11 protein-coding genes, 1 tRNA gene and 2 pseudogenes are annotated in these 12,354 nt (G+C 36.4%); 2 read left to right on the top strand and 12 right to left on the bottom strand.

The annotated features are described in order from the left end of the window. Positions 1-391: 391 nt before the first annotated feature. Positions 392-1,138 (top strand): signal peptidase I, encoded by a 747-nt coding sequence (lepB, locus tag AAGD50_RS06105; protein ID WP_155969584.1) that lies wholly within the window; start codon positions 392-394, stop codon positions 1,136-1,138. A gap of 7 nt (positions 1,139-1,145) precedes the next feature. On the opposite strand, the gene AAGD50_RS06100 is transcribed toward lepB, so the two are convergent. Genes AAGD50_RS06100 through iscU form a run of 4 tightly spaced genes read right to left on the bottom strand, consistent with a single transcriptional unit; the run spans position 1,146 to position 4,248 of the window. Continuing rightward, positions 1,146-3,017: an Hsp70 family protein gene (locus tag AAGD50_RS06100; protein ID WP_341810033.1), complete on the bottom strand. Its 1,872-nt coding sequence runs from the start codon at positions 3,015-3,017 to the stop codon at positions 1,146-1,148. Continuing rightward, entirely contained in the window at positions 2,995-3,453 is a 459-nt protein-coding gene (locus AAGD50_RS06095; RefSeq protein WP_265024473.1) for an iron-sulfur cluster co-chaperone HscB C-terminal domain-containing protein, read from the bottom strand. Before AAGD50_RS06095 ends, AAGD50_RS06100 begins: the two co-directional genes overlap by 23 nt. Further along, on the bottom strand, positions 3,446-3,859 hold the full coding sequence (locus AAGD50_RS06090) for a HesB/IscA family protein (protein ID WP_182309603.1): 414 nt from the start codon (positions 3,857-3,859) through the stop codon (positions 3,446-3,448). The genes AAGD50_RS06095 and AAGD50_RS06090 overlap by 8 nt, the downstream gene beginning before the upstream one ends. Before the next feature lie 5 nt (positions 3,860-3,864). After that, positions 3,865-4,248 carry a Fe-S cluster assembly scaffold IscU gene (iscU, locus tag AAGD50_RS06085; protein WP_151808025.1) on the bottom strand — a complete coding sequence of 128 codons (384 nt, stop codon included), beginning with the start codon at positions 4,246-4,248 and terminating at the stop codon, positions 3,865-3,867. Positions 4,249-4,428: 180 nt separating this feature from the next. Between iscU and ftsY the strand changes: the two genes are divergently transcribed. Beyond that, on the top strand, positions 4,429-5,340 hold the full coding sequence (gene ftsY, locus AAGD50_RS06080) for a signal recognition particle-docking protein FtsY (RefSeq protein ID WP_155969582.1): 912 nt from the start codon (positions 4,429-4,431) through the stop codon (positions 5,338-5,340). Here the strand turns inward: ftsY and radA are convergent. The 8 genes and pseudogenes from radA to AAGD50_RS06040 form a co-directional block, all read right to left on the bottom strand. Continuing rightward, a complete protein-coding gene (radA, locus tag AAGD50_RS06075) occupies positions 5,327-6,670 on the bottom strand; it encodes a DNA repair protein RadA (RefSeq protein ID WP_264723993.1) in 1,344 nt (447 codons plus the stop codon). The genes ftsY and radA overlap by 14 nt on opposite strands. Before the next feature lie 825 nt (positions 6,671-7,495). Next, positions 7,496-8,484: pseudogene (locus AAGD50_RS06070) on the bottom strand (IS630 family transposase). Between the two features lie 116 nt (positions 8,485-8,600). Next, entirely contained in the window at positions 8,601-9,329 is a 729-nt protein-coding gene (locus tag AAGD50_RS06065; RefSeq protein WP_155969135.1) for a putative folate metabolism gamma-glutamate ligase, read from the bottom strand. Position 9,330: 1 nt separating this feature from the next. Beyond that, positions 9,331-9,819: pseudogene (locus AAGD50_RS06060) on the bottom strand (dihydrofolate reductase). Beyond that, positions 9,816-11,096 (bottom strand): dihydropteroate synthase, encoded by a 1,281-nt coding sequence (gene folP, locus AAGD50_RS06055; protein ID WP_341810032.1) that lies wholly within the window; start codon positions 11,094-11,096, stop codon positions 9,816-9,818. Before folP ends, AAGD50_RS06060 begins: the two are co-directional and overlap by 4 nt. Continuing rightward, positions 11,096-11,485 carry a dihydroneopterin aldolase gene (locus AAGD50_RS06050; RefSeq protein WP_264723989.1) on the bottom strand — a complete coding sequence of 130 codons (390 nt, stop codon included), beginning with the start codon at positions 11,483-11,485 and terminating at the stop codon, positions 11,096-11,098. The genes folP and AAGD50_RS06050 overlap by 1 nt, the downstream gene beginning before the upstream one ends. 46 nt (positions 11,486-11,531) lie before the next feature. Beyond that, positions 11,532-12,188, bottom strand: coding sequence for a CADD family putative folate metabolism protein (locus AAGD50_RS06045; RefSeq protein ID WP_264724243.1), 657 nt, complete (start codon positions 12,186-12,188; stop codon positions 11,532-11,534). A 78-nt stretch (positions 12,189-12,266) separates the two neighbouring features. Further along, positions 12,267-12,343 (bottom strand) — tRNA-Ile (locus AAGD50_RS06040). Positions 12,344-12,354: the final 11 nt, after the last annotated feature.

Below are 12,354 nucleotides of genomic sequence, written 5' to 3'. Positions count from 1 at the left end.
CAAATTACTATTCTTAAATTTGATCAGATTGATTGCAAAAAAACAAGATTTTCAATAGGTTGCTTATAATCCTAACTATAGTTAGCCTTTCATAAGTAGCGATGCAACAAAGCCATTCCAGTGTCAGCTACTTTCATAACACCATATTACCTTAACAAAAGCAAATGTTCGTACAGATGTGCATCAGCTACTTTCATCTGCCACCTGCAAATTGCAATGTTCGTACAGTTATGTGTCAGCTACTTGGATGACACCGTTGAAAGAAATGAACCGCCTTTTCAAAATTGTTTTGAATAGAGGAATAACATTCACAAGTAAAATTTCATATTACCATTTTTTAATTTATGTATTATAATAAGCTTAATCTATAAGAAAAACAAAGTTGGAAAAGTTGGAAGAACTAAGCAAAAACTGGGTGATAAGAACGGGAAGATTTTTATCTTCATTGTTTTTTTTACTGTTGATTGCGCTGTCAATACGTAGTTTTTTATTCGAGCCATTTCATATACCTTCTGGTTCAATGAAAAGCACCCTACTTGAAGGGGATTACATTTTTACTAGTAAATATTCATACGGTTACAGTAAACACTCATTTCCATTTTCTCCAAACATTTTTAGCGGCAGGATTTTTTATACCCCTCCAAAGCGTGGCGACATAGTAGTTTTCAAACCCACAAGAAATGACAGCATCAGGTTTGTTAAGCGAGTAATAGGAACACCAGGTGACAAAGTGCAAATGATAGAGGGAGAATTATACCTAAATGATCAGAAAGTAGAGCGAAGGCAAATTGAAAGTTTTTTTGATTATGAGTCAAATCGTAACATACCAAGATATATAGAAACGCTTTTAAGTGGCAAGGAACATGAGATTTTGGTAGATGACATTTCTAATAAGCTATCATATAACACTCCGGTTTATTATGTACCTAACGATCAATTTTTCGTTATGGGAGACAATAGAAATAATTCTTTAGATAGCAGGTTTCCTGAAGTTGGTTTTGTACCAATGGAAAATATCATTGGGCGTGTAAGCATAGTTGGTTTATCATTTAAATTAGAAAAGGTCGATTGGTTACCATTTAATTTCAGGTTACCTGTTGCTTTGAGATTAAATAGGGTATTGCACAAGGTTGTGTAAGCTTTTTCTACCTATTTGTTAATTCACACAACTCTAAAGAAGAATTTTCTAACTCGGCGATAGTGTTGTTAATTTCATTCAAGTCATTGCCTTGTAAAGCTTTTTTTGCATTTTGTAATAGGTTTTTCAACTTTTGATCAGTGGAAAAGTTATTATTGTTTTCAACCAAGTGTATGAGTTTATTTCCATTAATTTTAGCGCCTGCAAGGGAACGATCCTTCATATCTTCATCAAAGCTGTTTATTGACTGGTTAACCATATTTTGAATATCGGCTTCACTTAAGCCAAAACTTGAATTTACTTCAACTGTCTGCTCGATTCTGGTGGTTTTTTCTCTTGCAGTAACAGTCAATATTCCGTCAACGTTAACTGTAAATTCTATTTCAACTCTTGCAGAACCTGCAGGCAGTAGCGGTATACCTTTCAGTTCAAACTGCGCTAGAGATTTGTTATCCTCTATCATTTCACGTTCTCCCTGACAAACGTGAATTTTCATTGCTGTTTGCCCATCAACATAAGTTGTAAACTCTTTTATCTCTGAAACTGGTAGTGGCGTATTTCTTGGTATGATTTTTTCAACTATACCTCCCATAGTTTCTATGCCAAGTGATAAAGGTAGAACATCCAGGAGAATATTCCTATCTTTTGAGCTCGAAGTTAAATCATGAGCCTGCAGAGCTGCCCCAATGGCAACTGCTTTATCTGGATCCACGTCATTTAGTACTTTATTTCCAAAGAGTTTGACTAGTGAATTTTGAACCAATGGTGTTCTAGTTGCACCACCAACTAAAATTACTCCTTTTATATCATCAATTTTAAGATCTATATCGCTTATAGTACGAGTGACTATATTGATAGTCTTATTGACCAAAGAACTGATTGCCTGCTCGAATTCTTCTCTAGTAATTTCGCATTTAAATAATTCGCCGTTAATGTTGAATTTAAAAGTGCCTACAGTATTTTTGCTCAGATATTCCTTCACAGTACGTAATTCAACGAATGATAATAGCCCTGTCATGTAAGTAGCTGACACTGGAATCCAGTTCTTATTATATAACTTTCTGGTGTGTTCATTTGTAATCAAACTTTCTGGATCCCAGTGTCGGAGCACTGGGATGACACTAGAGCATTCTTTGTTTAAACCTACTTTTTCTCTATACTTATTGAGCACAATTAAGCTTAGCAAATGATCAAAATCATCACCGCCGAGTTTGGTGTCACCACCAACCGCAAGGACTTGAAACACTCCTTGGTGCAATTTCAATATCGAAATATCGAACGTTCCGCCACCAAGGTCATACACTGCATATATTCCACTGCTATTGTTCTTTTCAATGGAGTAAGAAAGCGCTGCAGCGGTTGGCTCGTTAACGAGGCGAAGAACTTCTATTCCAGCTAATTTTGCCGCATATTTAGTTGCGTTACGTGCTGAATCGTCAAAGTAAGCTGGCACAGTAATCACTGCTTTTTTTACTTCCAGTCCCTTAGACTTTTTTACCCTCTCACATAAAGCTTTTAATATCTCAGCAGAAATCTCAATAGGAGTAAGATACTTTTCCTCTGCGCATTTTATTCTAATAACTTTTTCGCTTTCATGATCTATTTCAAAATTGACGCCTTCTTTATTTAATTCTTCAACACTTTTACCCATTAAACGCTTTATTGAGTAGATTGCATTTTGACCGACATCGTAGCCAGTTTTCAATGTATTATTTTCATATGAAAGAGCAGAAGGCAGCAGTTCTCTTCCTTGTTTATCTTTAAATATCTCCACGTTGCCAGCTTTATTCACCATAGCAATCAAAGAATTGGTGGTGCCAAGGTCTATACCAAAAACTACTTCACTTGAATTTGGTTCAGAAATTTGAATTGGTTGCATTCTTTTTCACCTCCTCAAATGACTTATATAAATATTTCAATCTTAAGACTTGTGTAGCAGCTCCATCAAAATTCTTTACAGCAAAAGTGTTAATTAGGTTTTTAACGCAATCTTTTATTTTTTCATCAATTATCCTGCTTGCAAATTGTAGATCATCGCAGTCTAGTAAGTACTCTCTTATTTCCATTGATTCATTTAATATTTCAGAATTTGGATGATCCTTTGGGCTTCCCACACCAAAAAGATTCAACAAATGCTCAGCACGTTCTAGTGGTGACTTTAGCACTTGATAAGCTTTGTTGATATTTTCCATGTTTTTGGACTGTCTTTCATTTATATCAGTCTTGCTTAGCTCAATATATTTTTTCTCTAACTCATCAAAGCTGATATTGAAAGCTGGTTCAATTTCAAACAATGCAAAATAGTTGCTAGACATGAAAACTCTCTCCACAACCACATTTTCCTTTCTCATTAGGATTTTTGAAAACAAAACCCGATGAAAATTTTTCTTCTACATAATCCATTTCAGAGCCAAGAATAAACATGACGGATTTTGGGTCGATCAACACTTTAACTTTTTGGCCATCACTACAGTTTTCTTCAATTACCGACTCTAAAGGACGAGTATCATATGCATATTCAATATCATATTTTAAACCAGAACATCCTTTTTGCTTAATTAGCACTCTTATTCCTATTGCTTCTTCCGGTTTCTCAAGGTTAGTATGCTTCTTTTGGTCCAATAAATACCTTATCCTTTCTACTGCTTCCGCAGTTATAGTGATAAGTTTTTTATTCTTTTTTACAGTTTCACCTCCGCCTACTTCTTGATATTCACTCATGCTTCTTAATTCTTTTGCTTACTTTGATAATCATGAATAGCAGCCTTTATAGCATCTTCAGCAAGTACCGAACAGTGTATCTTCACTGGAGGTAAAGACAACTCTTCCACTATTTGAGTATTCTTTATCTGTGTAACGTCACTGATGGTTCTTCCCTTTATCATCTCTGTTAACAAGGAACTTGAAGCAATGGCAGAACCGCAGCCAAAAGTTTTAAATTTTGCATCTTCAATAACACCTTTGTCATTGACCTTTATCTGCAATTTCATTACATCACCGCACGATGGTGCACCAACTAGACCAGTGCCAACACTTGGATCATTTTTATCCAGAGAGCCAACATTCCTTGGATTTTCGTAATGATCTAAAATTTTCTCATTATAACTCATAAAATTACCTGTGAACCGCTATTCTACATTATAACATATTTAGGTTAAAAACTAAAGTAAAATACACTAGCAAACGGTATATTTTACTCACAGAATAACACAAAAGTGAGTGTATTTAACTTTACAAATACACTCAGTGCATGTCATTCTTTATATTGTAATTTTAAAAGGAGCATTCCCTTGAGTTTATTTGGTAATCTTTATAAAGGCCTGTTAAAAACTTCTTCTCGCTTTAGCGACGGAGTGAAAAGTATTTTCTCTGGCAAAAAAAAATTAGACCAGTCGCTTTTAGACGAGCTAGAAGAATTGCTAATTAGCATGGACATTGGTCATAAAACTTCTAAGTTGATTATCGATAGGCTCACAAGCATCAAGTTTGACAAGGAAGTTGAACATAATATTATCTCGCAGCAGTTAATGAACGAAATAGAAGCTATATTGAGCCCAGTTGTACAGCCGTTAATTTTAAATAAAAAACCACATATAATAATGGTATGCGGAGTAAACGGTAACGGTAAAACCACAACTATAGGTAAGCTTGCATATAAATATAAGGAAATGGGAAAATCCGTTATGCTTGTTGCATGCGATACATTTAGAGCGGCTGCTAGTGAGCAATTAAACATTTGGGCAGAACGTTCTGATTGCTTAATTGTTACTGGAGAGTACGGTAGCGACTCTGCAAGTGTGGCATACAGAGCTGTAAGTCAAGCTATAAAAGACAACGTTGATGTTGTTCTAATTGACACAGCAGGAAGGCTGCAAAATAATGTGAACCTTATGGAGGAGTTATCAAAAATATATAGAACGATAAAGAAATTGGATGACACTGCCCCTCATGATGTTATTTTAGTTCTTGATGCAACTACCGGCCAAAATGCTTATAGCCAATTAGAAGCATTTAGCAAAATGGTTAATGTTACCGGGCTAATCGTAACAAAGCTAGATGGCACTGCTAAGGGTGGAGTGGTAATTGGACTTGCAGAAGCTTATAAGATAAAGTTACATGCTATAGGAATTGGCGAAAATATAGAGGACTTAAGGGAGTTTACTAGCAAAGAATTTGCTGAAGCGTTATTTAATTGTAATTAAAAATTTCTCTTAATTCCCTTACGTGACCAAGCTTAATTATCTCAATATCGTGAGAAGAGTAATTACCATTTTTAGGCATAATTGCTTTTTTGAATCCTAACTTTTGTGCTTCTTTTAGTCTGAGATCAGCATGCGAGACATTCCTAATTTCTCCTGAAAGTGCAACTTCACCGCAGATTATTGAAGAAGTTGGCAGCGGTAAATTTACTACACTTGAAATAAGGGAAGCAGCAACAGCAAGATCAGCCGATGGTTCCTGTATTTTGAGTCCCCCTGCAATGTTTAGGTATACCTCTTTATCATGCAAAAACATTTTGCAACGAGCATTTAGCACTGCGATGATCATAGCCAATCTATTAATATCCCACCCAACTACTGCCCTTCTTGGGGTTGCCATATTAGTTCCTGCTATTAATGCTTGCACTTCCATTAAAATTGGTCTTGAACCTTCAATTCCTGCAAATACGGCGCTGCCAACTACTTCTCTGTCATGGGCCATCAGAAACAATGATGATGGGTTATCAACAGGCACAAGTCCTGCTTCAGACATCTCAAAAACACCAATTTCATTTGCAGGGCCAAATCTATTCTTAATAGTACGCAAAATGCGGTATTGATTGCTATTTTCACCTTCAAAATATAATACCGTATCCACCATATGCTCCAAAGTTTTAGGTCCAGCTATTTGTCCATCCTTAGTTATATGGCCAACTATTAAGAGGGAAATACCATATTGTTTCGCAAGAATGGTTAATTCATGTGCGCAAGTGCGGACCTGAGTTACAGTTCCTGGTGCTGATGTAATTCTGCTATCATACATTGTTTGTATAGAGTCAATTACTAAGAATTTAATACTTTTATTTTCCTTTATTGTTGCTACTACATCAGTTAAAGACACTGTAGATAAAAGCTTAATTTTAGGTTCATTTATCTTAAGACGCTTTGCTCTGAGACTCACTTGCTCTAAAGATTCCTCGCCAGATACATAAAGACATTCAAAAGAGGAAAGTTGCACAACATTAGCTGCAATTCTAAGCAAAAGGGTGGATTTCCCAATTCCAGGTTCGCCACCAATTAAAATGCTAGCACCTTGAACGATACCCCCACCAAAAACTCTATCTAATTCTTCTATTCCTGTTAAAAAACGACTTGGAGTGATAATTTCGCTACCCGATAACGTCTTTATTAAAATTGGTGCAGATATACTTCTTTTGCTCGTTTTTACTGCTATTTCCTCAACAACTGTATCCCAATTGTCACATGCAATACACTTCCCTACCCACCTGCCAGTGCTATGACCACAGGATTGACATACATATACAGTTTTCATCAAAGCCAAAATTATTTTGTTGTAATTGTAATAAAAATTAGCTGAATATGCGAAGTAAATCTATAGCTAACCCAAGAAAGGGTTCCCTATGTCATACCGCGATTCATTCGCGGTATCTCAAAGCATAGATCCCGCTAACACGTAGCGGGATGACGAGGTCATGCCACCGCGCGAACCGTCATACCGTCACGGTATCTCTAGATCCCGCTAACACGTAGGGGAATGACGAGGTCATGCCGCCGCAAACCGTCATACCGCCGCGGTATCTCTTAGCCGCTAACACGTAGCGGGATGACGGTTGTCGTTTAGCTACAAACGTTAAGAAATTTACCAAATGAAAAAAAAGGCAAAAGAAGCCCTGGGGTTATTATCCGCTTTAAAATATTGGCGTTTTTTATGTTTTAAACGCTTGACAAGCAAGATTAAGCTGCTTTTAATTGCAACTAACTTACGCTGCAAATGTTTAAGAAGTTTACTAAGCAGAAAAAAAAGACAAAGAATCCCTGAGTTAGCTAGTCTTTTACTATCTCTGTCGAGTATTGGCATTTTTTGATGTCTTGTAACGCTTTATAAGCGCGTTCAGCTTATTTAGATAAAAATCTAGATGTAGATGAAGTTTTGTAAAGACATACAGTATCTATGTACTGCAAAAAATTAAACATAAGACGCCGATACATTAAGTAATCCTTACCTTTTAATCTGCAGATTGGCGAAAGCAAATACAATAGCTTCAGTTTTATGATAAGGGGGCTGGCGAAGGGTGTCAAGCAAGTTTTTTGTTTCTATTCCCAATGTTATATGGTTATGTAATACCAATTCTCATTACTAGTGAATCAAATAAGCGGCATTGCAGAGTTTTTTAATTGTGGAGTGAGAAAGAGAGGTAATAAATTTGCACAAAGCGCTCTCAAGCAAAGCAATTGTGTCGTAGATTTTGTTACGCAAAATGTTCTGTTTTATATATAACCAAAACCTCTCAACAGGATTGAGGTCAGGTGAGTATGGTGGTAGGTATATAATGTCGATATTTTTAGGTACTTTTAAATTTTTTGACTTATGCCAACTAGCACAATCCATGATAAGAAATGCCTCCCTTGTTCCTAAATATTGTGACATCTGCTCAAGGAATATATTCATACAATCAGTATTGACGTTTGAGCTAGAACTTTCTCCATTTCTGGGATTAACTGCACTATAGAGATAAAAATTTTGCCTACCTAGTTTTACCTTAACCTGTGTCCTAATGCCTTTTTTAAACCACCCGTGTCCAATCTTTGAATGTGTGCCAAACCGCGATTCATCGAAGAAAAATAGCTCTTTTTCATGATACATGACAATAGTTTCATTAAGATTTTTTTTTAAATTCCTCTTGTTTACTTTTATCTTGTCCGTTATGCACTGGTCTTGGTGTGATATATGAGAATTTCATTCTTTGCATATTACGGTGTACTGTAGATTTGCTGATATTCAAACCAAACTTTTCTTGAATTCTTATTTTCATTTCTTTTATAGTAATATTGGGGTTTTCCTCTATCCACACCTCAACTTGTTCACGTTGACTTTGATTCAATATAGTTTTTCTACGGCGTTGAGGCGGAGCAAATAATTTTTCTTCTCTGCCAAATTTTAGGTCATGCAGTAAGTGCCTTTCTTGAAATGCAGCATATCTTTGCTACGGCTGTTATACTGTGCTTTTTTGCTGCAATTACAGCATTTAGTTTTTTTGCAACATATGCGTTATTTCTTACTTTCTTCAGCATTTCTTTTGCTGATTCCACCACTTTTTCATCCAATAATTTTGATCTTAATGCCATTTAAACCTCGCTACTTTACTTACTTCAGTATGGCTTTTTTTCTATTATTGTCTATCCGTTACTTGTGTAGCGGGAATTGGTATAAGAAGTCTAATAGCAAATTTTTAAGTTCCTCTTTAACTCTTTAACCAGCGGGCTCGCATGAGGAGAGGAGAGTAAAGGTCCTCTTCCATAGATATCTTCACACTTTTTTCTTCTTCTGTAGTTGGCGGACGAGTAAGAAAGTGAATCTTTGGTGCACCACTAATTATTGCCATTGGTGTTTGCTCCGCCCCTTCTCCCATAACTAAAACAGCAGACGTTGCCAGCGCATCAAGAAGATTGACTTGTGTTACTTGCAGTGGTTGATCATAAAGATCTGGCTTGCCTATATAGGAATAAAATGGTTCAAATCCACACCAACCAAGAGCAACGCCCGTAACCCCAAGGCGCATAGGTGTTATGTTACTATCTGTAATCAAAATACCAAGATGTTTTATGCAGTGTTTTGTCTTGAGATAGTTCCATATTGACAGAGCTGTTTTCTGAACATCTTTTGGATATAGAATATACACCTCATTACCATTTGATTCATCAATACCAGCAGATGGAATTAAGATATTATCTTTAATCGTTAAACAGATACTGTGAGCCACATCAACAATTGCATCAGCTTCCCTTTTGATTAGCTCTTCTTTAGAACAAGCAGTTTTGCAAACCACTTGTTTTTGACAAATTGAAATGATTTTTGATGTGATAGCAAGAACAACTTCCTCTCTTAGCAGCTCTGAAACATAGCGATCAAGAACCTGCTCTAATACTTCTCCATATTCAATGCGGTGGGTATAAATTGCTTCAATATGCATATTAACGTGTTAGCTTGCATATAGTATAATCTTTTGTTTTGGTGAGAATAGTTTTATTCCATCCACTAAGAAGTGTTAAGTTGAAATATACATCACCTTTATAGGGTTTGTAAATTTCTGTCATGATGAACTCTGAAATTAGATTATATTCTAAAAAAAGATGCGCTATTTGTGCTCCACCAATCACAAAGATTTAAGGGTAACTCCAATTACTTTGGATTGACAAAAACTCTTGCATAGAAGAAATAATAGTGCATTTTACTCCTCTGTTAAAACAAGAATTTAATTTGTCACGAGAAAAAACAATAGGAATACGATTCCCTAATATGTCTTGAGGCATAGTTTCAAATGTCTTTCTCCCCATAACAATAACTTGTTTGTCAGTCACCTGACGAAAATGATCTAACTCACTTGGATAATGCCAGGGCAATCTATTATTTATTCCAATTACCCCCTTGGGATCAACAGCCATAATTCCGATAACTATCATCCCTGTAAAGCAGCTTGAGCTACAAAAAATCGCATGTGATCACGCACATTATGCACTCGAAGGAAATCAACCTTGTTGTGCAATGCAGATGATAAAGCAATTGTTTCTAAATCTCGGTTAAAGACAGGTTCTGTAGAAAAAGAAGAAATAAATGACTTTCTAGAATGGCCAACCAGAACTTTGCAGCCAAAACTTTGCAATGCTTCTATATTGCATAAAAGCCAGATATTCTGATATAGAGATTTGCCAAAACCAATACCAGGATCAATAATGATCGAGCTTTGATCAAAACCTAGAGCTAGTAATCTATTAATGTTCCTTTCTGCCCAATTATTTATGGTATCAATTGGATCAATGTCACTTGGGATAATGTTGTCACTATGTGGTGGTATGGAGAGTGAATGCATAATAACGATACTACATCCACTGCTAGCAATCGCTTTTAAGGTATTATCATCTAGATCTCCCTTCTGATCGTTTACCCAGGCAATGTTGTAGTGCTCCAAAACATTCAAAATAACATCTGGGCAGAAACTATCAATGCTGACTTTAATGTCACCAACTTTCATATATTGATTAAGGTCATCAAGCACTGGTTTTAAGCGTGCATATTCTGCTTTTGGAGTTTGTATTGAGGAGACAGGTCTTGTTGATTGAGCACCAAGTTCAACTATGCTTGCACCATCTGATAACAGCCGCAGTGCCTGCTTGGTTGCTTGATCTGCATCATAATAAAGACCACCATCTGAAAATGAATCAGGAGTAATATTAACAATACCTACAAGCTCTGGTGAAAGCGTAAAACTCCTTAAAAAGCAATCCTTAATGTTAGGGTTAATAGTACCAAACGTTTTGTTAACTACTGCCATGGGACTCAGCATTGCCATCAAGTGAAGCAAAAATGGTCTGTTTATCAATTCTGGGTGAGGAATCTTAAGGTAGGATGTATCAAGTGTCAGGTTATCCCATAACAAAATATCCAAATCAATAATGCGAGGTGCCCATTTTTCATAGACCTGCGGGCGGCCAATGTCACACTCAATTTGTTTAAGGCCCTTTAACAGCTCTTCAGGAGAAGAAGAACAACTTCCATACACAACCATATTTAGAAATGGCTTGTCCCATTCAGGTGGAGCATCATTTGGTAAAATAGCCTTAGTCTCCAGAATAATTGAAGATTTTAAATTTTTAAAATAGCGCTCCTGCAGTAACTGAGCAGCCTTTTGTAAATAGAAAAAGCGATTCCCCATATTTGAGCCAATAGAAATATAGATCATTACTGTTCTTGCAGTGCATTACAATAGGTAAAAAAGACGCCCCCATGCACACCAGGAACTGGTGGTGCAGTTTTGTGAGTAGTCACCCTGATAGAAGAAATAATATGCTTTTTTTGCAGCAAAAAGTCGTTAATCATCCTGTATATCCCATGAGTTAAATGTTCGATTAAATTAAATTGCTTGCCTTGAACGAAATATTGAATGTTCCGTACTACCTCCAAATAGCAGAGAGTATCTTTAAGCTGATCAGTTGTAAGCCCTAAAGGAGGAGATTTAAAAGTGAAACCAATATCAATACTCACCAATTGGGGAGCAAACTTCTCTTCTGCGCTACATCCTAAATGAACCCAAAGCCGCAGATCAGATATAAGAAGATTACATGCAGACATTGCATTCCAATATCACTGAATTTTAACTCTGAAGCTACTTAAACTACTAACACACACTGGCATTCATCATCCCATCAAGAAAACCCCACAAGAGCTTTGCTCCCTTTTGAGCACCCTGCATAACTTTATCTTGCTCTTTTTCATCTAGATCTTCAATAAGATTTGCACACTCCTCAGAATGCCACTCATCAGCATGCATATGGACCGTAAAAAATTGAAGAGAACGCTCATCACTTATTGAATAGTGTTTTTTTAAACCTTCAATTTTAGACTTGGAAACCTCTGGAGTTTGACGTTCGTAAGCGTACAAGGCTCCAAGACCTGCCGCAAAACCTGATCTTACAATATCAAAGTAACCATCAACTAACTCCTGTGTCTCTTTAATCTGTGCACTTTCACGAAGATCAGATCGCGCAACGCCAAGCCCTTCAGCAAAACGTTGCCATAATTCTGGATGATTTTCATCACCTTGTTCCTCTTCTATTAAATTACCAAGTAAAACCTGTCGCATTTTTAGATCTGGGCACAAAAAATGTATACCACTGATGTAACGAGGAAACGCAGCAACGTGGTGATAATATTCTTTAGCATAGGTTTGTAAAGCTTGCAAGCTTAAGCTTCCTGTATTCCATGACTGGTAAAATGGATGATTTAGTAAGTGCAATTCATCTAACTTGTTATTTAGAGACTTAGTAAATTTCATTATTTCCTCCATTATATCAACATATAGTTCATATACTACAGCTTTCTCATTGTTACGATCATGCTAAGATCAACACAATGGTGGGATTGGTAGGACTCGAACCTACGGCCAATTCGTTATGAGCGAACTGCTCTAACCGACTGAGCTACAATCCCTTTTATCAATA

The sequence above is a fragment of the Wolbachia endosymbiont (group A) of Apotomis capreana genome (assembly GCF_964027025.1).
GTDB lineage: Bacteria > Pseudomonadota > Alphaproteobacteria > Rickettsiales > Anaplasmataceae > Wolbachia > Wolbachia pipientis.
The sequence above is the reverse complement of the archived record's forward strand: the minus strand, read 5'-3'. Positions and strand labels throughout refer to the sequence as shown.